This is a genomic window from Paenibacillus sp. JDR-2 (assembly GCF_000023585.1).
GTDB lineage: Bacteria > Bacillota > Bacilli > Paenibacillales > Paenibacillaceae > Pristimantibacillus.
The window spans coordinates 5,877,243-5,901,164 of the sequence record NC_012914.1 but is presented as its reverse complement, the minus strand read 5'-3'; the positions used below and the strand labels follow the sequence as shown (position 1 = coordinate 5,901,164).

The 23,922-nt window shown below is 51.3% G+C and carries 21 protein-coding genes; 18 read left to right on the top strand and 3 right to left on the bottom strand.

Annotation, left to right across the window (positions count from 1 at the left end):
- Positions 1 to 15 precede the first annotated feature (15 nt).
- From PJDR2_RS25810 to PJDR2_RS25760, 11 genes are all read left to right on the top strand, one after another.
- Positions 16 to 1,641 (top strand): helix-turn-helix domain-containing protein, encoded by a 1,626-nt coding sequence (locus tag PJDR2_RS25810; RefSeq protein ID WP_015846682.1) that lies wholly within the window; start codon positions 16 to 18, stop codon positions 1,639 to 1,641.
- Between the two features lie 102 nt (positions 1,642 to 1,743).
- Complete coding sequence (locus PJDR2_RS25805) at positions 1,744 to 2,784, top strand: ABC transporter substrate-binding protein (RefSeq protein WP_015846681.1); 1,041 nt, start codon at positions 1,744 to 1,746, stop codon at positions 2,782 to 2,784.
- An 88-nt stretch (positions 2,785 to 2,872) separates the two neighbouring features.
- Positions 2,873 to 3,904 (top strand): FecCD family ABC transporter permease, encoded by a 1,032-nt coding sequence (locus tag PJDR2_RS25800; RefSeq protein WP_015846680.1) that lies wholly within the window; start codon positions 2,873 to 2,875, stop codon positions 3,902 to 3,904.
- 59 nt (positions 3,905 to 3,963) lie between these two features.
- The gene (locus tag PJDR2_RS25795; RefSeq protein ID WP_416202280.1) at positions 3,964 to 4,941 is read left to right on the top strand and encodes a FecCD family ABC transporter permease; all 978 of its coding nucleotides are present in this window, start codon (positions 3,964 to 3,966) and stop codon (positions 4,939 to 4,941) included.
- A 57-nt stretch (positions 4,942 to 4,998) separates the two neighbouring features.
- The gene (locus PJDR2_RS25790) at positions 4,999 to 6,714 is read left to right on the top strand and encodes an ABC transporter ATP-binding protein (protein WP_015846678.1); all 1,716 of its coding nucleotides are present in this window, start codon (positions 4,999 to 5,001) and stop codon (positions 6,712 to 6,714) included.
- A 143-nt stretch (positions 6,715 to 6,857) separates the two neighbouring features.
- Entirely contained in the window at positions 6,858 to 7,346 is a 489-nt protein-coding gene (locus tag PJDR2_RS25785) for a DinB family protein (protein WP_015846677.1), read from the top strand.
- Positions 7,324 to 7,896 (top strand): AAA family ATPase, encoded by a 573-nt coding sequence (locus PJDR2_RS25780; protein ID WP_265525082.1) that lies wholly within the window; start codon positions 7,324 to 7,326, stop codon positions 7,894 to 7,896. Before PJDR2_RS25785 ends, PJDR2_RS25780 begins: the two co-directional genes overlap by 23 nt.
- Positions 7,897 to 8,094: 198 nt before the next feature.
- Positions 8,095 to 9,012, top strand: a complete 918-nt coding sequence (locus PJDR2_RS25775; RefSeq protein WP_015846675.1) for an AraC family transcriptional regulator — start codon at positions 8,095 to 8,097, stop codon at positions 9,010 to 9,012.
- Positions 9,005 to 10,009 carry a zinc-dependent alcohol dehydrogenase gene (locus PJDR2_RS25770; protein ID WP_015846674.1) on the top strand — a complete coding sequence of 335 codons (1,005 nt, stop codon included), beginning with the start codon at positions 9,005 to 9,007 and terminating at the stop codon, positions 10,007 to 10,009. Before PJDR2_RS25775 ends, PJDR2_RS25770 begins: the two co-directional genes overlap by 8 nt.
- Before the next feature lie 23 nt (positions 10,010 to 10,032).
- Complete coding sequence (locus tag PJDR2_RS25765; RefSeq protein ID WP_015846673.1) at positions 10,033 to 10,773, top strand: sugar phosphate isomerase/epimerase family protein; 741 nt, start codon at positions 10,033 to 10,035, stop codon at positions 10,771 to 10,773.
- Between the two features lie 104 nt (positions 10,774 to 10,877).
- Entirely contained in the window at positions 10,878 to 11,735 is an 858-nt protein-coding gene (locus PJDR2_RS25760; RefSeq protein WP_015846672.1) for a sugar phosphate isomerase/epimerase family protein, read from the top strand.
- A gap of 45 nt (positions 11,736 to 11,780) precedes the next feature.
- Here PJDR2_RS25760 and PJDR2_RS25755 read toward each other — a convergent pair whose 3' ends face one another.
- Entirely contained in the window at positions 11,781 to 14,111 is a 2,331-nt protein-coding gene (locus tag PJDR2_RS25755; protein WP_015846671.1) for a beta-galactosidase, read from the bottom strand.
- A gap of 122 nt (positions 14,112 to 14,233) precedes the next feature.
- Between PJDR2_RS25755 and PJDR2_RS25750 the strand changes: the two genes are divergently transcribed.
- On the top strand, positions 14,234 to 15,088 hold the full coding sequence (locus tag PJDR2_RS25750; protein ID WP_015846670.1) for a helix-turn-helix domain-containing protein: 855 nt from the start codon (positions 14,234 to 14,236) through the stop codon (positions 15,086 to 15,088).
- A gap of 43 nt (positions 15,089 to 15,131) precedes the next feature.
- Here the strand turns inward: PJDR2_RS25750 and PJDR2_RS25745 are convergent, their stop codons facing one another.
- Positions 15,132 to 15,899: a DeoR/GlpR family DNA-binding transcription regulator gene (locus PJDR2_RS25745; protein WP_015846669.1), complete on the bottom strand. Its 768-nt coding sequence runs from the start codon at positions 15,897 to 15,899 to the stop codon at positions 15,132 to 15,134.
- Positions 15,900 to 16,123: 224 nt separating this feature from the next.
- Between PJDR2_RS25745 and PJDR2_RS25740 the strand changes: the two genes are divergently transcribed.
- The 3 genes from PJDR2_RS25740 (at position 16,124) to PJDR2_RS25730 (ending at position 18,891) form a co-directional block, all read left to right on the top strand.
- Positions 16,124 to 17,167, top strand: a complete 1,044-nt coding sequence (locus tag PJDR2_RS25740) for an oxidoreductase (RefSeq protein WP_015846668.1) — start codon at positions 16,124 to 16,126, stop codon at positions 17,165 to 17,167.
- 187 nt (positions 17,168 to 17,354) lie between these two features.
- A complete protein-coding gene (locus PJDR2_RS25735; protein ID WP_015846667.1) occupies positions 17,355 to 18,344 on the top strand; it encodes a cation diffusion facilitator family transporter in 990 nt (329 codons plus the stop codon).
- Positions 18,345 to 18,444: 100 nt separating this feature from the next.
- On the top strand, positions 18,445 to 18,891 hold the full coding sequence (locus PJDR2_RS25730) for an Lrp/AsnC family transcriptional regulator (RefSeq protein WP_015846666.1): 447 nt from the start codon (positions 18,445 to 18,447) through the stop codon (positions 18,889 to 18,891).
- 73 nt (positions 18,892 to 18,964) lie between these two features.
- Here PJDR2_RS25730 and PJDR2_RS25725 read toward each other — a convergent pair whose 3' ends face one another.
- The gene (locus PJDR2_RS25725; protein WP_015846665.1) at positions 18,965 to 20,506 is read right to left on the bottom strand and encodes an acetamidase/formamidase family protein; all 1,542 of its coding nucleotides are present in this window, start codon (positions 20,504 to 20,506) and stop codon (positions 18,965 to 18,967) included.
- Positions 20,507 to 20,824: 318 nt separating this feature from the next.
- Between PJDR2_RS25725 and PJDR2_RS25720 the strand changes: the two genes are divergently transcribed.
- From PJDR2_RS25720 to PJDR2_RS25710, 3 genes are all read left to right on the top strand, one after another.
- Positions 20,825 to 21,769: a glycoside hydrolase family 43 protein gene (locus PJDR2_RS25720; protein WP_015846664.1), complete on the top strand. Its 945-nt coding sequence runs from the start codon at positions 20,825 to 20,827 to the stop codon at positions 21,767 to 21,769.
- A gap of 141 nt (positions 21,770 to 21,910) precedes the next feature.
- The gene (locus tag PJDR2_RS25715) at positions 21,911 to 22,510 is read left to right on the top strand and encodes a TetR/AcrR family transcriptional regulator (RefSeq protein ID WP_015846663.1); all 600 of its coding nucleotides are present in this window, start codon (positions 21,911 to 21,913) and stop codon (positions 22,508 to 22,510) included.
- 72 nt (positions 22,511 to 22,582) lie between these two features.
- Positions 22,583 to 23,785 carry an MFS transporter gene (locus tag PJDR2_RS25710; RefSeq protein ID WP_015846662.1) on the top strand — a complete coding sequence of 401 codons (1,203 nt, stop codon included), beginning with the start codon at positions 22,583 to 22,585 and terminating at the stop codon, positions 23,783 to 23,785.
- The last annotated feature ends 137 nt before the right edge of the window (positions 23,786 to 23,922 follow it).

Genomic DNA, 23,922 nt, shown 5'->3' with positions numbered 1-23,922 from the left:
GGGGAGTGTTGATTGATGGAGCGTAGTTCAAATTCGGGGAACGGACAAGCCGCCGCAAAAGTGAGGAACGATTCGCTTGGCCGTGTATGGTTCCGGCTGCTGGACAGCCGCAGCAATTCTGATCTGCCCGCGTTTCAGATCCTATATGAGGCGGCAACCATGCTTGCGTTTATCGCCATGGACGGAAATCCCGGACAGCTTATTCTGGATGGCGTACCATATCCCCTGGACAAAGAGTCGGCTTATCTGGTTGTACCTGGACAAAGAGTGGAACTGCGATTCGATAGAGCTGAAGAGAGACGGCTGTATGAGCTTCAGTTTGATCTGACGGGTTCGGCCGAAGACTGCGATATCGTGTTAAACCAGCTGCAGGAGCGAAAAAAGCTGAGCCTGGCTGCAGACTGTACGGCGTCTTCCATTAGCGAGAAGATTAATCGCCATTGGCAGTCGTCCGATAAGGCAGACCGGTTTGCCAGTCAGGCGGCTTTTCAAGAGCTTTTGCACGCTGTATTTAAAAGGCATGGCCAGAATGTGGACGCGCTGGAGAAGGTGCGGGCTCATATGCAGCTTCATTATAGAAAAGACTTGTCGATCGACAGCTTGGCGGATTTGGCGGATATGAGCCGTTATTACTTCATGAGGTCGTTTAAGGAGAAATTCGGACAAAGCGCCAAGGATTATTTGTCGGAGCTTCGCACAAACGAGGCAAAAAGGCTGCTGGAGGAGGGGGGCGCGCCGGGGGGCGTGGCCGAAGCGGTGGGCTACAAGGATCCGTTATACTTCAGCAGCCAGTTCAAGAAGCTGGTAGGCCTATCGCCTAAAGCCTACTCCTTGAACCGCCAATGCAAAGTAGCCGCTTACAGCTGGCCGAATATAGGGCATCTACTTGCGCTTCAGATTATTCCGTTCGCCTCGCCAATCGATCAGAGCTGGACGGATGATTACCGGCGCAAATACCGTTTCGATGTCAAGGTGCCGCTTAGTCACGATTACGACTTTAACCGGCTTGCGCTGGAGAGGGCAAAGCCGGACCGGATTATCGGGCTTGACGAAATGGTTCCCGAGGACGAGAAAGAAAAGCTCCGCCGTATCGCTCCTTGCTTGTTCCTCCGTTGGCATCCGGATGATTGGAGGACGCATCTAAGAAATACGGCCGAATTTCTGGAAAGGAAGAAGGAGGCGGAACGCTGGCTTTCCCGTTACGAAGAGCAGGCAGCGTCAGTGCGTAAGCATGTTCCCGCCACATTCCGCCAAGGAAAGCTGCTTATTATGACCATTACGCCGGATCAAATACGGGTCTGGGGCAGAAAGGCAGGCACGGTGCTGTATGACGACCTGCGGATTGATTGCGCTCCCGGCATTGAAAGCATTCCGTTTATGCTCGATTTCAAGGCTAGCGACGATGTGAAATGGTTTGATGCCAACACGATCTTAATCAGCGTCTCGAAGGACCGGCAGTCTCAGGAGGAGTGGGAGCGGCTGCAGCGTACGGATGCCTGGAGGGAACTCGCCGCGGTCAAGAACGGAAACGTTCATCAAGCGCCAAGCCAGGCATGGCTGAAGGAGCCGTATCTTGAATATTCGGCCTATCGGCATGAGCAGCTGCTCCAAGAGCTCGACATGTTATTTCGTGCTCTGTAACCCGCAAAACTCGGCACGATATCCTATTCAATCTTGGAAGAATCGTTATTATAATAGCTTTTATGAGAATGATTCTCAAAATCAAGCGTTGGAGGAAAAATCATGATTCAAACAAACAGAACGGGACATGTCACAAGATGGCGGGGTTCGGTATTGCTGCTGCTTGTCCTGCTTCTTGCAATAGCCGCGAGCGCATGCGGGAATAACGGGAATTCGGCGAACAACACGGAGGCATCCCCTGGCGCATCCGCCAACTCGCAGGCATCGCCGGAAGAGAAGCAAACGCAAGTCATTAAGCATGGCTACGGCGAGACGGAAATTCCTCTTCATCCGAAGCGCATTGCCGTTATCGGATTGGAAGATGTCATGCTCTCCCTTGGCGCACCGCTCGTTTATGCTTACGGGTTCGACGGCTATTATCTTTACGATCAATTAAAGGAGCAGAACATTCAGCTGTCGAACAGCTCGGATCTGACTCCAAACCTGGAAGCGATTCTGGAAACGCAGCCGGACCTGATTGTTCTTCAGCAGTATTTTACGGATGAGAAAGGTTACCAGGAGTTGAGCAAGATCGCTCCGACTATCGCCTTTAAGCCGGACGACTGGAAAACGTCGATTACGGAGATTGGCAAAGCTCTGGGACTGGAAGATAAAGCCCAGGAAGTGATCAAGGCGAGCGAAGACAAGATTGCTTCTGCCAAAGGCGAGATTGTATCCGCGGTAGGCGAGGACAAGTCGGTTCTCTACATTCGTCCGTCGGACAAAGACCTGCAGGTATTCTTCCCGAGCTTTATGCCGCTGCTGTACGAGAAGCTGGGCCTCAAGCCGGACGTAAGCGTAGCGGATTTCCAGAAGGAAGCGGAGGATGATTGGGGAGTTAACACCTCCCTGGAGAAGCTTCCTTCGATTAAGGCGGATTATGTCTTCGCCATCTATGGCGGCTCGATCAGCTCGCAGGAGGATTACGAGAAGGAAGTTGCGGCGCAATCGGAGGTTGAGAAGCTGCAGGTATGGAAGGCTATGCCGGCCGTGCAACAGAACCATGTCTTCAAAGTATCTGCAAGAACATGGATGTCCTCCGGCCCGATTGCCGAAGGCCATATCATCGATGATACGGTAGCTGCGGTTACCGGCAAGAAGTAAGGAGCGGAGGGGTCGAAACGGAAGGCTTTCCCGAAAGCCGGTACTCGTTTCGGCTCCTTTCTCTTAACGGAAGGAACAGGTGGCTTCTATGAGTCGTAGCATAACGGGATCATCTGGCATCAAATCCCGGCCTTGGACGGCGACTTTTATCCTGACCGGGGGAGTTATCGCGCTTCTGCTCGGGATGGCGTTGTCCGTCACGTTTGGCGCGGAGGACATTCGGTTCACTGCCGTGTGGTCGGCTGTCTTTCACTTTAATCCGGCCAACATAAATCATCAGATCATCCAGGAGCTTCGGCTTCCAAGAGTAATCGGGGATGCCTTGATCGGCAGCAGCTTTGCCGTTGCGGGAGCCATCATGCAAGGGATGACCCGGAATCCGCTTGCCGATTCCGGACTGCTTGGCCTTAACGCCGGAGCCGGCTTTGCGCTTGCGCTATGCTTCGCTTTTGTGCCCGGCGCACCTTACTTGTATCTGATTCTTTATTCCTTTGTTGGGGCGGGGGTTGGCGCGGGACTCGTATACGGAATCGGGGCGCTGGCAAGAGGCGGTCTTACTCCGGTTCGTCTTGTGCTGGCCGGAGCGGCTTTATCTGCTTTGTTATCATCTCTTAGCGAAGGGTTATCCCTCTACTTCCATATCGGACAGGATCTCGCGTTCTGGTTCGCGGGAGGGGTGGCCGGAATCAAGTGGCTGCAAGTGAAGATCTTGCTGCCGTGGGTTATAGCCGCTTTGCTTGGCGCGGTGGCGTTATCACGCTCCATCACGATGCTCAGCTTGGGAGAAGATGTGGCTAGAAGCCTAGGGCTTCGAAGCGGCTGGGTTAAGATGGCGGGAACCGTCATTGTCCTTATTCTCGCCGGTGCTGCTGTATCCGTAGCCGGAGCGGTTGGCTTCGTGGGACTGATTGTCCCGCATTTGACACGACGCCTCGTCGGCATTGATTATCGCTGGATCATCCCTTGCTCCGCGGTCCTTGGGGGCCTTCTCGTTGTCTTTGCCGATTTGGGTGCAAGAATGGTGAATCCGCCTTACGAGACGCCAATAGGCGCGATCCTCGCCCTTATTGGAGTTCCCTTCTTCTTCTATTTGGCCCGCAAGCAGAGGAGGGAGCTATGAGCATGATAACCGGAGCTATTACGTCTTCGGAAATCCGCAGGCGGAGACGAAATACCATTATGCTGGCGGTACTCGCCATTGTGATCGTGTTGGCGTTTATTCTCAGCATGAACACGGGACATTCGCGGCTGTCGCCGCTTGATCTTCTGCACACGCTGCTTGGGGATGGGACGCCGCAGATGGACCTGATTCTCTTCGAGTTCCGGCTGCCGCGCATCGTAATCGCGATCCTGATTGGAGCGGGGCTTGCCGTGTCCGGCTGCATTATGCAGGGAATATCTCGGAATGCGCTGGCTGATCCCGGTATCTTTGGCATCAACGCCGGAGCAGGTTTGTTTGTCCTGATTTTTGTCGCCTTCTTCCCTTCAACAACGGACGCGCCCGTATTTCTGCTGCCGGTGCTCGCCTGGATTGGAGCCGGGCTGACCGCCGCTTTAGTCTTTCTGTTGTCCTATAACCGGCATAAGGGGTTCTCGCCAACGCAGCTTCTGCTCTCGGGAGTAGGCGTGGCGGCGGGAATCAGCGCGGCGACAATTGTTCTGACTTTGCGCATAAGCCCGGAGAAGTTCCAATTTGTCGCGACTTGGATGGCGGGCAGCATATGGGGGACGAATTGGTCATACGTATTGGCGCTGCTGCCGTTTATCGCGGTTCTACTGCCGCTCGCTTTTCTGAAAGCACGGACCATGGATGCGCTCCACCTGGGAGAAAGCACGGCGAGAGGGCTTGGGGTGAAGGTAAGCAAGGAGCAGCTTGTGCTGCTCGCCGCGGCGGTTGGCTTAGCCGGATCATGCGTTGCGGTCAGCGGCGGGATTGGCTTTGTTGGATTAATCGGGCCGCATCTCGCGCGTAGTCTGGTTGGCCCACGGCATCAGGCGCTGCTGCCGGCCTCCGCGCTAATCGGTTCGCTGCTGGTCGTTGTGGCCGACATGCTTGGCCGCTGGCTGCTTCAGCCCTCGGAGATTCCGGCCGGCATTATTGTCGGGATCATTGGGGCTCCATATTTTCTCTACTTGCTGGCGCGCTCCAAGGCGTAATCCCCGCAGTGGCTGTCCGTCTGGCAAGAAAGCGCTTTTGGGAAAGGAGAGAGTAAATTGCTTCGCAAGTTTTTTGCTTATTACAAGCCCTACAAAGGGCTGTTTCTAGTCGATTTCTGCTGCGCCGTGTTTGCGGGCTTATTGGAACTTGGCTTTCCGCTTGTGGTAAACAAATTCGTGGATGAGCTGCTTCCGAGCGGGGAGTGGAAAATCATATTCCTGGCCTGCTTGGGGCTGCTGGCGGTCTATGCCGTTAACAGCCTGCTGCAATACGTTGTCACCTATTGGGGGCATCAGCTCGGCATTCATATTGAAACGGACATGCGGCGCAAGCTGTTCAACCATATTCAGAAGCTGTCGTTCCGGTTCTTCGACAATAATAAGACGGGACATCTGCTTACGCGCATGACGAACAATTTGATGGAGATCGGGGAGATGGCCCATCACGGTCCGGAGGATGTCTTTATTGCGGTTATGACGCTGGTTGGGGCGTTCTCTCTTATGCTCGCAATCAACTGGAAGCTCGCGCTTCTGTCGTTTGTCATTATTCCGGGGCTTATCTATCTCTCCCTGTATTTCAACCGCAAGATGATCCGGTCTTTCCAAAGGATGTTCAAGGATATCGGAGAAATCAACGCCCAGGTTGAGGACAGTATCGGCGGCATTCGCGTCGTGCAGGCATTTACGAACGAAGAGCACGAGGAGAACAAATTTGCGTACAACAACGAAAAATATAAACGGACCAAATTTGATTCGTACCGGATTCAGGCTCAGAATTTGTCCATCAGTTATTTTCTCATGCGGCTGGTTATTTTGTTTGTGCTTGTCTGCGGTACCTGGTTTGTCGTTCAAGGCGAGATGACGTACGGGCAATTCGTTGGCTTCCTGCTGCTGTCGAACGTTTTCCTTGGGCCAATAAACAAGATTAACTCGGTTATCGAGAGCTATCCGAAAGGAATGGCCGGCTTTAAGAGTTATATGGAACTTCTGGAGACCGAGCCGGATATTGCCGATGCGCCAGATGCCATTGAAGTTAACCGGCTGAAAGGGGAGATCCACTTCAGCAAGGTGACCTTTGGCTACGAGAACAAGGAAAAGGTGCTGGCAGGTGTCGACTTGAAGATTCGTGCAGGCGAGACGATTGCCTTTGTTGGTCCGTCCGGAGCGGGAAAAACGACGCTATGCAGCTTATTGCCGCGTTTTTACGAAGCGGATGATGGAATAATCGAGATTGACGGCATTGACATTAAACGGATGAAGCTTGCTTCGCTGCGCCAACAGATCGGTATCGTTCAGCAGGATGTCTTCCTGTTTTCGGGAACGGTCCGCGAGAATATCGCTTACGGCGACTTGAAGGCAAACGAAGGAGAGATCTGGGAAGCGGCGCGCCGCGCGAAGCTTGACGAATTCATCAGGTCGCAGCCGGAGGGGCTGGATACGATTGTCGGAGAGCGGGGAGTAAAGCTGTCGGGAGGCCAGAAGCAGCGGATGGCGATTGCCCGTATTTTCCTGAAGAATCCACCGATTCTAATTCTGGACGAGGCTACCTCCGCGCTTGATACCGAGACGGAGAAGGCCATCCAGCAGTCGCTTGTCGAGCTGTCGAGGGGGCGCACAACGCTGGTTATTGCGCACCGTCTGGCGACTATCAAGAATGCCGACCGGATTGTCGTCGTGTCCGAGCAAGGTATAGCCGAGCAAGGGAAGCACGAGGAATTAATCGCGGCGCAAGGCGCGTACAGCCGTTTGCACCTGGCTCAATTCGGCGGCTGATATGGATAGTCTTAGCAGGGGGATGCTTCCGCAGGGAAGTATCCCCCTATTTTTTTATGGCGTTTTACAGGCAGATGGCAGCTATTTTACAAAATATGCTAGTATGAAAAGGTACTATCTCAAAGCGGGAGGAGACCCGAGTGATGATGAAACAACTTATTGTTGGGGATGCCGAACATGAACTGACGATTACAAGGTGTATTCTGGAGCGCTTGCCTGACGAGCATATGGCTTGGAAGCCGCATGAAAAATCGATGACGTTGGGCGGGCTTGCCACGCATTTGATCAACCTGTTGAACTGGCAGGCTGCTATTTTACTTTCCCCGGAACTTGATATGTCTGCTGTATCGGGACGGCGGGAGGCTTTGCAAAAGCGCGAAGACGTACTGGCGGAATATGATGCAAACACAGCCAAGGTTATCGGCTTGATAGCCGAATGCGACGAGAATAAGCTTAGCGAAGAATGGACGCTGCGAAACGGTGATTATATTATTCTGCGGCAGCCGCGTGCTATGGCGCTTCGCTCCTTTGGATTAAGTCACATGATTCATCACCGTGCCCAGCTTGGGGTATATTTGCGGCTCTTGAATATTCCGGTGCCCGGCCTCTATGGCCCTTCAGCGGATGAATGAACCTACGGTTATCCTAATAAACGGATTCCCGGGCGCCGGTAAAACAACGCTCGCCAAACGGCTGTCAGAGGATTTGAGACTTCCCTTGCTGTCCCGGGACGGGATCTACGAGACTCTGTTTGATGCTTTGGACTGCAATACGCATGGCTCTCCGCCGCTCTTGGCGCCGGCCGCTTTTACTTTACTTTATTCCTTTGCGGGTACGCTGCTGGCAGCCGGGCAATCGCTTGTTATCGAAGGCTTTTTTGGCCGTCCGGACTTAAGAAGCGCGGAGTTTCTTAAATTGAAGCGGGAGTATGGCTTCGAGCCCTTCCAAATCATGTGCAGAGCCGACGGACAGGTGCTCCTGGAACGCTATTATGCGCGTATGGGATCAGCGGATCGGCATAAGGGCCATAACGACAAGGAATGGATTGAGCAGCCAGGCAACAAGGAACGGGTGTTAAACGAGAAGCTTGCGCCATTGTCTATTGGCGGAACGGTCGTTGAGGTCGATACGGCAGCAGGGTTCGATTATGTTGATTTGATGGAGCGAATTCGCTCCGTATAAGGAAATAGAGGGTCAAAAAGCCGCTTGCATCGCATCGCGGCTTTTTTTTTTTGCGTTCGCAACGGACACTTATGCAATAATCGGTGTTACGGTTAAAAAAACGTTTTCTTATTTAAAGACTTCGCGTTAAAAATTCAATAAGATAGGTTTAACGAGTACTCGGAAACAGTTAAAACCCCTTTTCAAACGGAGGCTATTATGGAACGTAACATCGCCGGAATGGAGCGGCTGTCGCCCTTTGTCCGCTCTGTAAAAATAACGAGATCGGACTACCTTGTGGGCGAATGGGTGGATTACGATCACGTGTATACCTATATCGAACAAGGGGAAGCGGAAATCCTGCTGGACGGCGTCCAGTATCGGTTAAAGGCAGGGGAGGCTATCCTGTTTCCGCCGATGAAGCTTCATTTTATCCGGTCCGTGTCCAGTGAGCCTTTGGTTCAGTACATCTTTCATTTCGATTTATTCCATTGGGAGGACCAGAGCAAATGGCAGGAGACCGGCGTTTCCAAAGGGCAGCAAGTCCAGATTAAACCGGAAGAAGAGCTGTTATCGTCGCTGTATCCTATTTCGTTCATTCATCCGGCCCATAGACTAGAGGTGCACAAAAGATTTCATATCCTTCACCAGGAATTCCTGAGCAAACGCCCTTTCCATCAGCTGTTTATGAAATCGCTGGCGCTGGAGCTGCTCATTTACTTTTTAAGAAATCAGCATGAGTCCTACGAAGGGAAAGACAAGAAGACAAAAGGCTGGGCATCGATCGAAAAAGCCGTTCTTTATATTCAACAGGAGTTTGCCAATCCCCGGTTAGACCTGGAACAAATCAGCCGGCAGGCTGGGGTATCGACCAATCACTTATCGTATCTCTTTAAGGAGCAATTGGGAGTAACCATTCATAAATATGTGACTTATGTTCGGATCGAGGAAGCAAAAAGAAAGCTGCTTGAGAGTAACCTCTCAATTACTCAAATCTCGGAAACGGCAGGCTTTGCTTCCATCCATGCATTCAGCAGGACATTCAAAGCCATCGCCGGTCTGACAGCCAGCCAGTTCATTGAGATGTATTCGACAAGCGGCAGAGCAATGTCCAAGGAGGAGATTACAAATGAATAACAAGAAAATCGTCTTTACCGCTCCATGGCAGGTCGAGGTTCATGAGGATGCCTTCCATATCGAAAAGCTGGGAGAACACGAGCTATTGGTAAAGAAGAGGTTTACCTTAATTAGTCCGGGAACGGAGCTGGCTTGCCTATCGGGGAATGAGGGCTGGTTTGCAATGCCCGGGATTCCCGGCTATTCTTCCGTAAGCGAAGTCATCGAGATTGGTGGAGAGGTGCAGGGCTTTAAGCCTGGCGACCATGTGTTTCACTATGGAGATCATAGCTTGTACTCGGTTATTCCTTCAGGTGGAATACTTTTGAAAGCGCCGTCAGACCTGCCGCTCCACTGGGTGCCGTTCACCCGGATGGCTTCCGTAGCGATAACGTCCCTTCGGGTATCCGAGATTGAGCTTGGAGATTATGTGGCCGTAACCGGCTTAGGTCTTATCGGGAACATGGCCGCTCAATTAGCCTCTCTGCAAGGCGCTTCCGTGATCGGAATCGATTTATCGGGGCCACGGCTGGAGGCGGCGACAGCAGCCGGAATCGCGTATACCCTGCCATCTGACCCTAAGGTCCATGGGCGTATTAACGAAATAACCGGCGGAAGAGGAGTGTCGACGTTAATAGATGCTACCGGAATCCCGAAGGTCGTAACGGAAGGACTGCCATGGGTCGCGAAATACGGCGAGGTTGTGCTGCTCGGAAGCCCGCGGGGCGAATATCAAGGGAATATAACGGAGCTGCTGAACTATGTCCATTTGGACGGACAAGGCTGCATGACGTTAAAAGGCGCTCATGAGTGGAGATTCCCCGTGGAGCAGGACGCGTTTGTGAAGCATTCCTTAACCCGGAATTCCGAAATCATATTTGAGCTTATGAAACGCAAGAAGCTGGCAATCGAGCCTTTAATCAGTCATATACTAAAGCCGGAACAAGCCGTTCAAGCCTACGAAGGGCTTAGGAACGACAAGGATCATTATCACGGAGTATTATTCGATTGGTCCTAAAGATGATAGGAGGTTTAATAACGATGCCTAATCTTCCGGTCGCCGTACAGCCTTACACCGTCCGTGATCAACTGAACAAGGATTACAGGGGAACGTTAAAAAAAATAGCGGACATCGGCTATAAAGCTATTGAGCTTGGGCCGCCGCCTGAGGAAATTACTATTGCCGAACAAAAAAGGCTTTTGGACCAGCTTGGGTTAAAAGTGATCGGTTGCCATACTTCATTGGAGCAGCTTGAATCGGATCCGGACAGTGTGGTTGATTATTTGAAGAAGGTAGACGCGGAGAAGTATGTTGCCCTATCCCTTGGCTTCGAATCAAAGGAAGATTTACTTAGCAAGGCTGGTAAGCTGAATGAAATCGGTGCCCGATTAAGTCAAAGAGGCGTACAGCTGTTATACCATAATCATGATTGGGAATTCAGGAAATTTGACGGCGAATATATACTGGATATTTTACTGCGAGAAACTGATCCTTCCCATGTAAAAATGGAGCTCGATACGTATTGGGTTCATCGCGGGGGCTTAAATCCGGCAGAATATCTGCTTAAGCTTCGTGACCGTTGTCCGTTGCTGCATATCAAGGATGCGGAGGCTGGTGAAGAAGCATTCTTTGCGGAGATCGGCGAAGGGGTGTTGGATTTTCATGCCATCTTCCAAGCGGCAGAGGAGATCGGGACAAAGTGGCTTGTGGTTGAGCAGGATTCGTGCCGCAAAGATCCGCTTGAAAGTCTGGCGATCAGTTACGGCAACCTGTACAAATAGTATATCAAGTAGCAGGATTAAACGAGTTGATAGCAGGATCGTTACTGCCTCTCCTTACGGCGATTCCCTATACTAGACTATATGTTTATTTAGGAGGAGAGTTTGTGAAGGAATCGTTGGATCCGAAGCTTGACGTGCAGATGTCATGGTGGGGAATGTCGGGCCTTGCAGCTGCGAAGGGGCGAAGCGTTGAGGAACAGGTGGAGATGATCGCGGAAGCGGGCTTTGACGGTATAAACGGATTTATTCCGGCTCCGCAAGACGAGGAGAAATGGAGACGTCTTCTGGAAAGTTACGATTTATCCTTTAGCGTAAATGCGTACCCGAAGACGGCTCAGGACATGGATCAGTTTCTAACCAGGGCAAAAGAATACGGCGGCATTCAGCATATTAACGCGCAAGTTTTGACGCCTTTCCTCATCAACGAGCCAGCCGTTCAACTGCTCAGTTCCATGGATGCCCTATCGCGTCATGCCGGAATTCCGTTATTTATCGAGACGCACCGCGGTACGATTACCCAAGATTTGCTGCGAACAGTGGATTATATCAAGGCGCTTCAGTCTCTTCGTTTGACGATTGATCTGTCGCATTATGTGGTGGCCGGCGAGCTTCATACGATATCCGACGAAGCGGAGCAGCTGATTCAGACGGTTCTGACCCGCAGCGCGGCTTTCCATGCGAGGGTATCTAACGGCGAGCAGGTGCAGATTGACGTGGGAAACAACGGTGAGCATCCGATGCTGCGGCATTTCGAGCGTTGGTGGAGCTCGGGCATGAAAAATTGGCAGTCGAAAGCGGGAGCGGGGGATGTGCTGCCTTTTGTCGTGGAGCTTGGTCCGCCTTCCTATGCGATAACAACGGATGAATACGACGGACGTAATCATGAGATAAGCGACAGGTGGGAGCAATCGAAGTTCTTTATGAGAACGGCGAGAAGGCTTTGGTCGGAAATAGGGAAATAGAACAAAAGGGATCATCACGATGAAGTGATGATCCCTTTTGTTTGGTTATTTGGCTGCCGGAAGCGGAAGCAAGGCTACCCGATAATGCGGGACGACTTCGATCCGGTGGAAGACCGCAATCTCGACGCCTTCGAATCTCTCAACCTGCGCCTGATTAATAAACGTATGGACCGTTCCTTTGCGCAGCGGGGTTATAGTCAGATGCAGCGCAGATTGCTCCAGCTGGTTGTAGAAATCTTTTAGGCCAATGCTCCAGGTTTTACCGAAATGAATATGGTCGGTCAGCAGCTTGCCGTTTAGGAACGCTTGGGCGACATCGCCGTCATAATCGATTTCGAGCCATACATCCTCCACATGGGAAGGCCAATCATTGCCGGCGAATTGAAGTAGTGCCGTATGGTCGGACGGCATCGTGACCTCTATTTCCGGCGTATAGGCAGGAACCTCAATCGAATACGTATGGAATAAGCCCTCCGTCTCAAGGTGTACGGCCATCCCGTTATTTGCGATAAGCTCGGGCTGTGGCGCCGGGAACAGGGATACCTTGCATGCCGTACTGCCTGGTGAAGTAAATACGAGCTGATTACGATGGGCAACAACAAGGCAGCTGCTGATTGCGACCGTAGATTGTTCCCATAGCTCGAAACGGTAGGTCTGCAGCGCATCCTGGCGGGAGAGCGTCATAAAGCGGACCGGTTTGCCGTCTGTCGTCCGGAACGAAATCCCGTTGTTTCTGCCAACTGCCGGACGGATCACATAGCTGTCGCCGGCTTCGCTAACTTGACCGTCATGAACGTCAATGCCGGACAAGGAGGCTTTAGCAACTACGTACTCGGGTGCCAGGCCGTCATGGGCGTAGAAGAATATGATCCGCTCGCCATCAGAGGCTTGTACTTCCGTCAGCAGTTGGGCGGTTGAACTGAGCAAGGAAATGCCGTAAAGGTCAAGGTTGAACGGTAACACGACACCGGTGTTGCCCGGCAGCAGAGCTTCTCCTTCCTGCGGGAAAGAGACAAGGCCGCGGGTTGTTTCCAGTTCAATGCGGAACGGACGCTGCGGCAGATCGACTTGGTCCTGGAAGTTGTTAATAAACACAAAGCCGGAGCCGTCCTTTTGTCTTACGCACCACCGGAGCGTGGAAGCATCGGTTACCTCCAGGTCGGATTGGCCCTCCGGCAGAACCGTTGTCATTGGAGCCAGAACGGATCCAAACGATTCCAGAAACAGGGATAAGGAGCGAATGCGGTCATACGATTCTCCTACACGGCCGAATTCTCCTAGAGGCGACTGGTAGTCGTATGTGATCCTAGGCAGGAACTGCTCATTCATATAGCCTTTCTTGCCGACCGGGTTAGAGCCGCCGTGGTACATGTAATAGCCAACCAAGTTGCTGCCGCTTGCAAGCTTCACAAGCGTCATCGCCTCAATGCTGGCAGCAGGTACGGAAGGGCGGGCATTATAGCTTACCTGCATGCCGCCTGCCATCTCGCAATAAGCGACCGGATATTCGTGGGTATCAAAGTTAACGGGTTCAGCGGGTACAACGCGCAGGTCCCGGAACATAAACTCCCGGCTTGGCGGTTGATTCGGAATCCAGGACGTATAGGCGTAGCCGGCCAGCATCGGGAGGAAGCCTTCCTCCGGAACGGCAGCTCCGCCCCAAGCCGTCGCGGTAAAGAACATAGGCTTAATCCCCGCAGCCTCGGCAATATGGCGTAGCTCTGCCAGATGCTTGTTGCCCCCGGTTCCCGAAGACAGGAATTTGCCGGCCTTATACCCCCATGCTTCGTTTGGAGCGCCGCAATGCATAAATTCATTCTCCAGCTGCACGGCGATGACAGGCCCGCCTTCCTGATAGAGGCTGCCTTTCATTTGCACCGCAATTTCCCGGTACAGCTTTCTGGCAAGGTTTAAGTATCCGGGGTCGTTTGAGCGGATCTCGATCGGTTTGGCAAGCACCCAGTCCGGGATACCGCCGTTGCGGACCTCGCCATGGCAGAACGGGCCAATCCGCAGAATAAGCGGATACTCGAGCTTTGCGCATAGATCGATAAAGTGTCGCAAGTTACGGCTGCCGCTCCAATCGAATACGCCCTCTTCCTCCTCATGGAAATTCCAGAAGACGTAGGTGGCCACGATATGCACGCCGCCGGCTTTCATTTTGAGCAGCTCTTCCTCCCATTGGAGAGAGGAGAATCGGGAAAAGTGAAACTCGCCAACGACGGGAATAAAAGGCTTGCCGTTCCTCGTCATATAGTAATTGGTGAAACCAAAGGATTCTCCTGTTGGATTGCTGCCGCCTTTGCCGCCCATTTTGCCCGGCCGAATCTCTACTTGGGCGCTGTCCGTAAGATTAAATCTAGTCATTTCGGTCATTGCAGGTATAGCCTCCTTATGATATGTTCGTAGCGATGAATTCTACTGTTCCGATAATTTTATAAATGCTGTAATTTTCTTTATATTGTAGGGCAATCGCTAGATTGTGAGGTAGAGCTGATATGGCTAAAAAACAAACCGATTATGCTATTTATAATGAACGTCCATACGGAATTTTAATTGCGGGTTATTATAACGAGACTGCTGATTATGCCATCCAGCGTCCCTCGGGCAGCAGAGATTGGCTGTTGATGTATACCGTCTCCGGAGAAGGGCAGGTTCAAAAGAACAACCAGAGCACCGTTACGTGCGGGGCTGGAGATATTGCCGTGCTTATGCCGGGTATTCCTCATCACTACGGAACAAAAGGGACGTCATGGGAATTTATTTGGGTTCATTTTATCCCGGATCCGGAATGGAGTACGTGGCTAAGGCTGCCCGGTTCGGATGAGCGGTTGTTCTTCCGGCATGTGGGGAAGGGGGATTCTCGCGACAGCATTCACGAAGCGTTAGCGCGGATGGTTCGGCATGAGACTTCCGCGGGAAGCTCGAGGCTGCACCGCCGTCTGGCGGAAATGGCGCTGGAGGAGACGCTGATTTATATTCAGCAGACTTGCCCGGCGGAGAGTGCCGTTACGATGGACCCAAGAATTGCCCAGATTCTGAGGGAGCTTCAATTGTCCCCAGCCCAAAGGATCAGCCTGCCGGAGCTTGCGAAGAAAAGCTGCTTGTCCACTTCGCGGCTGTCTCATCTGTTCAAAGAGCAGGTAGGGGACACGGTTCTGAATGTTCTATGTAAAATCCGGCTGGAGAAAGCGGCCCAGCTTCTGACGGGTACAAACCGGCAGATAACGGAAATCGCTTCTGATGTCGGATTCGACTGCACGATTTATTTTACCCGCAAGTTTAAGGAGACATTTGGCGAGACCCCTTCGACGTACAGAAGACGCGAGCAGCCAGCCGCTATAAGAGAATAGAACGAAAAAACGGCCGCGCGGGATTGCACGGCCGTTTTTTCGTTCATTTTGGCAATGGGGAAGCAACAATCACTTCTATATTGTGGTCTTGCAGCAGCTTATCGAAAGGAGCAGGCGGATTAACGTCCGTAATAAGCAGATCGATAGCGTCAAACGGGCATACGCGGTGAAACAGGCTTTTATCGAATTTGGCCGAATCGGCCAGCATGATGACCTGATTCGCCCGTTTGATCATTTCCCTCTTAAGATACGCTTCTTCCTCCGTAGGGGTGAACAAACCCTCGGTTGTAATGCCGCATGTGCCGAGAAAAAGCTTGTCTACCCGGATGTCGTTCAGCATCTCGACCGTGCGCGGTCCAAAGGCGTACCGGTGCCAGGAGTTCAGCATGCCTCCAAGCAAATGGGTAGCAATCTGCGGCTTGTCGCAAAGCACGCCGGCAACGTCGATCGAGTTCGTGACAACCACATTTTCCGTTGTGGACATAAATTCGGCGACATATTGCGTTGTGGTTCCGGTATCCAGCATGACATACTCTCCGTCCCGGATAAGAGAGGCGGCCGTCATTGCGATGGAACGCTTGCTTCCTGCCTCGGTTAATCTGTCTTTGTAGCTGCTCACCGATCTGGTCATGGACGAGAGAATCGCTCCGCCGCGCACGCGGACAATCAGGCCATCCGATTCCATCTTGACCAGATCGCGCCTTGCCGTGTCGTAGGATACTTCGTACAGGGTACAGATATCTTCCATGCTAATATTCCGGTTCAGCTTCATATAATCAACGATTGATTTAATCCGTTCCTCTTGCGTCATCTTTTGCCCACCTTAATCGTCCATTTTTCTTCCATTATAAGCAACGGTACTTTTGAATGACAAGCTAAATAGGGAGGATATGCATTTTTAACTTGATGAATTGCTAGTTTTATATTTAATTTAATTATAATTATAAGTTAAATAATTAAATTTGCATTGAAATGCCGCATACCATCTTTTATACTGATAGAGATAGGACAGAGAACGGAGAGGGAGTGCGGAGCATGAGTAAGGTTAAAGTTGGATTGGTTGGCTTCGGATTGTCGGGGCAAGTTTTCCACGCTCCAATTATTCAGTCGGTTGAAGGAATGGAGATCGCGAAGGTCGTGTCCAGCAATTTCGAAAAGGTAGGACAATACTTGCTGCATGCGGAAGTTATCGCCTCGCTTGCGGAGCTGCTGGCCGATGAAAGCATCGACCTTGTTGTCATTACATCGCCTAACCAGACGCATTATGCCTTTGCGAAGCAAGCTTTGCTTGCGGGCAAGCATGTTGTTGTCGAGAAGCCGTTTGTTATTTCGTCGGAAGAAGCAGATGATCTGATCGAGACGGCGAGGCGGCAAAACAAGCTGCTAAGCGTTTATCAGAACCGGAGATGGGATAACGATTTTCTCACCGTCAAAGGCCTTATCGAGGCTGGAGAGCTGGGAGAGATTGCATCCTACGAAGCGCATTATGACCGTTACCGTCCGGAAGTATCCAATAGATGGAGAGAAACGGCAGGTCCGGGTTCGGGCATGCTGTACGACCTGGGCTCGCATTTGATCGACCAGGCGCTGCATTTGTTCGGAAAGCCGGATACCGTATATGCCGATCTTATGGCGCAAAGAGTAGGCTCCGAGGTGACCGATTATTTCCACCTGATCTTAAGCTACGGCGCGAAAAGAGTTATCTTGCACAGCGGTTCGCTTGTGTTGCGGCATGGTCCGAAGTTCCAGGTGCATGGCAGCAAGGGCAGCTTTATCAAATACGGCCTGGATTCGCAGGAGGACATGCTGCGCAAAGGCGGCTTGCCGGGCCAGCCGGAGTGGGGCATGGATCAGGAAGCGTGGTACGGTGAGCTTACGGTACCGGTTGACGGCAAGATGGAGACCAGCAAGGTGAAGACGCAGCAGGGCAGCTATGAACGCTTCTACGAGGGAATAGTTCAGGCAATTACGTCGAATAAGCCCGTACCCGTTGCGGCTGAAGATGCCAGAAACACGATTAAAATCATTGAGCTGGCCATTCAAAGCAGCGCGGAGAAGAAGGCTTTGCCTTTCCAATAAAAGAAGAATTGCCTGGCATAAGGTTGATCAAATTCGCTCCGCCAAGGATGGCGATAGCCGTTCACCTTGTGCCGGGCATTTTTTTTAAGCGAATATGTTGAAACCACTTTTTTACAACATCGTATTGTAGTAAAGTAATTTTACCTATACTAGGAAGATGAGCAAACGATGGAGGGAACTTTGTAAAGTGGAATCGGACAGGAATAAGGACAGTTTTTGGAGTTTATTGAAAAAAGGGAATACGTCTTCGGCAACGGCGGCAGTCGGGAATACGGCAGTGGCTATCGTAAAAGGCGTAGCTGCGGTGATGACGGGAAGCGGCGCGATGTTTGCGTCCACCATGCACTCCATTGCGGATGCGGTGAATCAGGGCTTCGTATTTGCGGGCAGCGTGCTTGCCGAGAAAAAGCCGACGCAAAGATTTCCGACCGGATTCGGCCGGGTGATTAACCTGTTTTGCATGATTGCGGTTATTGTCGTTACGGTTATGGCTTACGAAACGATCAGAGAGGGCTTTCACTTGTTGGCCCACCCGTCCGAGTCGCATGGCTTCTGGATAAATTTTATTATCCTGCTTATCTCCATCGGCGTTGACGGCTTTGTTTTACATAAAGCGATGAAAGAAATTGTTCACGAATCGCGTTCAGAGGCGAAAGGTCTTGCCATTGTCGCGGCGGCGTTCAAAAATGTCGGACGGGCTGCGCCTCCGACGCGCCTCGTATTTTATGAAGATTTGGTTGCTACGACCGGTGCGTTTCTTGCGCTGATTGCCGTCGTTGTCACCTCGCTTACCAGCTTTACCTTGCTGGATGGCGTGTCGACCATTATGATCGGGCTTCTTATGGTGGCGGTGGCGTTCCGCGTAGGCTACGACAACATGGTTGGCCTGATTGGCGTGGCCGCGCCGCGGGAAGTCGAGGAGAAGGTTGCGCAGTTGATTTTCTCCCATGGGGAAGTAACCGATATTTATTCGATGCGAATTTTACAGGAAGGCCGTTACTACCACGTTGAAGGTCTGATTGAATTGAAGCCGGGGATGACGCTTGCGGAAGCCGATGATATCAAGTTCAAGGTGAGGGATACGCTTTTGCTTGATCCGGCGATCGCAGACGTTACGATAGGCATTATCGAAGATAACGGAGTCCGCAACTGGCAGCCGCAAGAGGCAGGCGTATAAGCAATGGAAGGTGCTGTCCCGGGGACAGCGCCTTTTTCTATGCTCCTCTCTGGAGATCGGTAAGTTCGATCTGTTACAATAGCGTCAAAGAGGTGAAGGCATGCTGGATTCCATCGATAATCATATTTTGCAGAGGCTGTCGCAGAACAGCCGGATTTCATATACCGATCTGGCCAAAGAGGTAGGCTTGTCGGGAGTTGCGGTGAAGGAGCGGATCGACAGGCTTGTGAATCAAGGCATTATCGAGCAGTTCTCCATTGTCATCAACGCGGAAAGATTGGGCAAAAAGATATCCGCCTACCTGGAGCTGGAGGCTCAGCCTGAGCATCTGGACGAGATTCTGGAATCGCTGAAGGCCAACGAGCGCGTTGTTGTTCTCTACGAGATGACAGGTCCTTGCCTGCTTCACGTTCATTATCTGGTGGAGGATATGGACGAGGTGGACCGGTTCATGCACGAGTCGATCTATTCGCTAAAAGGGATACTGCGCGCCCAGAATCAGATTCTGCTCAAACGCCATAAGAATCAGGACGGCCTTAATATTTAAGCTGCCGTGACAGGAAGAAACGCCGGGTGGCAGCCCGGCGTTTCTTTTTTGCTGAGTAGAATGGGATGATGGCTTAATTGGTTTTGGACAGCTTGGATTGATAGAAGCTTGCGGAATAATCGCTGATGACCGCTTTTCCGCCTGACACCTGTACGGGGGCGGTCAGCTTAATCTTTTCACCGTTATAGGTTGCGGTTGTTTGGCCGATCGTCATGGCCAGAGTATTGCCGTTATAGCTGATCGTTACGGTTTGCGTTGGCGTATTCCAGCCGACCTTGGCTCCAAAGCTTTCAAAGGCGCTTCGCAGCCCTAAAGTCTTCTGTTCCGCTTCGCCGAACTGGCCTTTTGTAATGACGGCGTGAACGCCCCAGTTGCCGTCAACGACCTGCGTAATCCCAAAGTCGGTGGACACGGACATCAGGGAGTAGGCTTCATCCTCCGTCAGATCCATTCCTTTCATCAGAAAATCCTTTGTTTTAAACGCGGCGTCTTTCATGGCCTTGTCGATCGAGGAATTGTTGTAGATGTCCTTCTGGGCATTTTCTCCGAGCTCTGCCAGGTAGTTCGCGTAGCTGAAGCCGTGTACAACCCATTCATTCTCGTTCTCAAGGAGCGGGTAGCTGAGATTGTTCAGCTTTTTGTTCAAATCCGCTTTCTTGTGCAAAATCACTTGAATGTCGCCGGTCACGGATGTCTCGATGGCCGTCCCGTTAATTTCCGCATCTCCTTGGCCTGCATGCGGATCTCCGACCTGCAGCAGTGCGCCGGGGACGGATACAGGGTAATACATCGTAGCGCCTTCCGTTACGCGCCAGTCGTCAACATTGCCGCCGAAGTAGGATGGAGGAACGGAGTCAACAACGTCTGCTTCTTTCGGTGCAACGCCCATCGTGCCGAAATGGAGTCTGACCGGAACCTTAACGCCTTCCAGTACGTTGAAATTCTCTTCGACGGTATCGTGGTCAACGATAACGCCAGGATAATCGATGGTTGGATGCACTTTGCCGTCAGGATCGGTCTGAGGCGTCCACTTGAAGCTGTATAATGCCGTAGCATAGTCGGTAACGCCGTCCGAACTCATCTCATAGATCGTGACCACTTCCCGTTTCTTTGGTTCTTCCACCATATCTCCATACAAGTAACCCCAGTTGGCGGCAGCGTTGACGCCGAAGGTTTTGCCTGCGTACTTCTCATTCCCGTTCGGACGGAGCTTCATATCCAATATTTTCACTTCCAACACGTCGCCCGGTTCGGCTCCTTCAACCGCGATTGGTCCGGTCATAATATGTACGCCGGGTCCGCGCAATGCTTCATTCTTCTCGACTTGATCCCAGTGGAAAATATCCTCTACGCCCGCATCGCCTTCAATCATTCTCTCGTAATCATCGCCGGAATGATGGGTAATAGCCTCGACCGTTACGATATCCCCGGAGTTCACGGTAAGGACCGGATCCCCTTTCCCGATATTGCCCCAACGTACATTTTCTGAATTTGCGGCAAGATAATGCGTCTTTGGCAATGATTTCGCGTCAGCATTTGCGACATATACTGGCGAGCTAAACACCATCAAAGCAGATAAAGCTGTATAAACCTTCCATGACAAACGGTTTCTCATCAACACATCTCCCTTTTTGTTTTATTTGTGTGAGTTTTTCTAACATGTTAGTGAGACTGAGTATAGCAGAAGAATATGGGATTAACAATATAAAGTTTTATCTATTTTAAGTTTGATAATTTAAGTGCTTTGTGATTTATTGTTTAAAAAGTTAATAAACTGTTTGCAGCGGAGAAAACTTCTTGATCTTTATGGAGGTCCGAAATAAAGCACAATAGGTCAGTTCATAGCATAATAAGGGCTTATCAAGCCGCCTCTTGTACCGGATAATTGGAGCAAGAGCTTTATGCGAAGCAATTCATTGAGGAGGACTAGCTCATGTCAGTAGAACAAGGAAAGAATCAGCCCTTTGAGGCTTATCTGTTTGTGCATTTTACCGGCGAGCATGAGAATGGCGAGCAGGTTTATTTTTCGGTGAGCCGGGACGGGCTGCATTGGAATGATCTGAATGACAGCAAGCCGGTATTGCAATCCGGCATCGGCGAGAAAGGTGTGCGGGATCCGTTTATTATCCGCTCTCCGCTTGATAACAAGTTTTATATCATTGCGACGGATCTCCGCATTGCGAATGACAAAGGCTGGGATACGGCACAGCATCGCGGCAGCCGGTCGATTATCATTTGGGAGTCGGCGGATCTGGTGAATTGGTCAAAGGAGAGAAGCGTTGAGATGGATCTGCCGGATGCGGGCTGCGTCTGGGCACCGGAGACGATCTTTGACGAGGAAGCGGGAGAGCATCTGATTTTTTGGGCCTCGATGACCAAAGAAGACGATTTGGAGCCTAAGCAGATTATTTACAGCTCCCGGACGAAAGACTTTATTTCCTTTACGAAGCCGGAGAAATATATCGAACGCGGCAATCACGTGATCGATACGACGATTATTCGGGAAGGAAGCACGTATTACCGATATTCGAAGGACGAGACAACCAAATGCATAACGGTCGAGAGCAGCAATTCCTTAGCTGCTTCCTCGTTCCGGGAGCTGCATTCGCCGGTATTGGACGGGCTGTTCGGAGTGGAGGGGCCGGAAGTATTCAAGTTCAACGACCGAAACGAATGGTGCCTGATGGTCGATCAGTATGCCACCGGCAAGGGGTATCTGCCGCTTATTACGGAAGACTTGTCGAGCGGGCAGTTCCGTATTCTGAATCCGGAAGAGTATAACCTGGGGGCTGCGAAGAAGAGGCATGGTTCGTTCCTGAATCTGACCGGAGCTCAATATGAGGCGTTAGTAGAAGTTTGGGGCACTCCTGGCCAATAATACAGAAGACAAAAGCTTAGCATGGGGTCCTGGTCCTTGCTAAGCTTTTTTTGTTGGAGTTGCCTTTATATTCTTTATCCATTACAATACTGAATAAACGTTCAGTATCGAAATCGGAAGTTCAAGCGAGGTGAGTCAGGTGTGAATAAGAAGCAGCAGCAAACCGAGCAGACAAAGAGAAAGATAGCAGATGCGGCGCGGACATTGTTTGTGCAAAAGGGCTACAAAGCGACCTCTATCGAAGATATCGTCAAAGCGACAGGCTGCAGCGCAGGCAATATCTATTATCATTTCAAAAGCAAGGAAGGGCTGTTCCTGCATCTGATTGAGGATTGGAACACGGAATGGGAAGAGACTTGGCTCGCGAAGGAGCCGCAGTACAAGACCACCATCGATAAGCTGTATGGCATGGCCGAGCATCTGGCGCATGATCAGCTGAATCATCCGCTTACCAAAGCCGTTGACGAGTTCTTCAACAATGCGGAGAAAAATCCGGAAGTCGAAGAACGCATTAATGAGATGGTAAAAGGTTATATTGACTTTAACCGGGATTTGCTGCAACGGGGAATCGACAGCGGTGAATTTCAATCCTCGAATGTGACCGGACTTGCGATTATTTTGGACAGCTTGATGTACGGCCTGAATCAGCACACGCGATCAATGGAACGGGAGGAAGCTCTGGCGGCTTACCGGTTGGCTATGGACGTGTTTTTGCACGGCATTGCCACACCGGCCCGCTAGGCCTTTTTTTCTGCAATAATCTAGAATGAATATTCAGTATTCGAACAGCTTGGAAATCGGGGGAATTATAAAATGACCTTATTGCTTAAAAATCGGGGAGCTCTGCTTATCCTGATGTTTAATTTATTGCTAGTGTTCACGGGGATCGGGCTTGTTATCCCGATAATGCCGAAGTTTATGGAGACGCTTGGCATTACGGGAGGAATTGTGGGCCTGCTTGTGGCGGCGTTCTCGCTGACGCAGCTCTTGTTCTCGCCGCTTGCCGGACGGTTGTCCGACAAATTCGGCAGAAAAAGGATGATCGTTATCGGCATGCTTGTGTTTGCCGTCTCCGAGGCTATGTTCGGGTTCGCGGAATCCTCGGTCCTATTATTCGTATCCAGGCTGCTTGGCGGGGTTAGCGCCGCTATGATTATGCCGGCCGTGATGGCTTACGCGGCGGATATTACGACGAAGGAAGAGCGTGCGTCGGGCATGGGCTTTATAAACGCGGCCATTACGACCGGCTTTATTATTGGTCCCGGCATTGGCGGTTACATTGCCGAGTTTGGCATTCGGGCACCGTTTTACGCTGCCGGCGCAGCGGGTGTCCTTGCAGCCGTGATCAACCTGATTATTCTTCCGGAGTCGAAGCCCGTACAGGAAGAGGCAACGGAAACCTCCGCAGCCGGGAAGGAACAGCGCGGCTTTATCACGCAGCTGCGTTATTCGTATCGAGAGCCGTATTTCCTGGCCTTGATTATCGTTTTTGTCATGTCCTTTGGACTAGCGAACTTCGAGACGGTATTCGGATTGTTCGTCGACCACAAATTCGGCTATGAGCCGAAGGATATCGCCTTTATTATTACGTTTGGCTCCATTGCCGGCGCGGTCGTTCAGGTCACGATATTCAGCTGGATTCTAAGGACGTTTGGCGAGCGGCGGGTCATCTCCATATGTCTTTTGTTTGCCGGATTGTTTATCGTGCTGACGCTCTTTGTTCATAAGTTCTGGATGGTGTTTGCGGTAACGTTTATTATCTTCCTGGCGATAGATATTTTACGCCCGGCGATCAGTACGCAAATGTCGATGGTGGCGAAGGACCAGCAGGGCTATGTGGCGGGCTTGAACTCGGCCTTTACGAGCCTTGGCAATATAGCCGGACCAATCATCGCCGGATTCTTGTTCGATATGGATATTAATTACCCTTACACGCTTGCTTGCGTCGTTCTGCTTCTGTGCTTCGCATTGACGCTAAGCGATAGAAAACGCGCTCTGCAAGAGGCCCGGACGTAGTCGGGAAGAGCTCAATCAGCTGATGTCGGTTTTTTTAAACCGATGTCAGCTTTTTTAATTTAACCCCGTTATCAAAAAAAATAGGAACTTATCCCAAAAAAAAAGGCGCTTACCCGTATTTAAGTAAGCGTTTACAC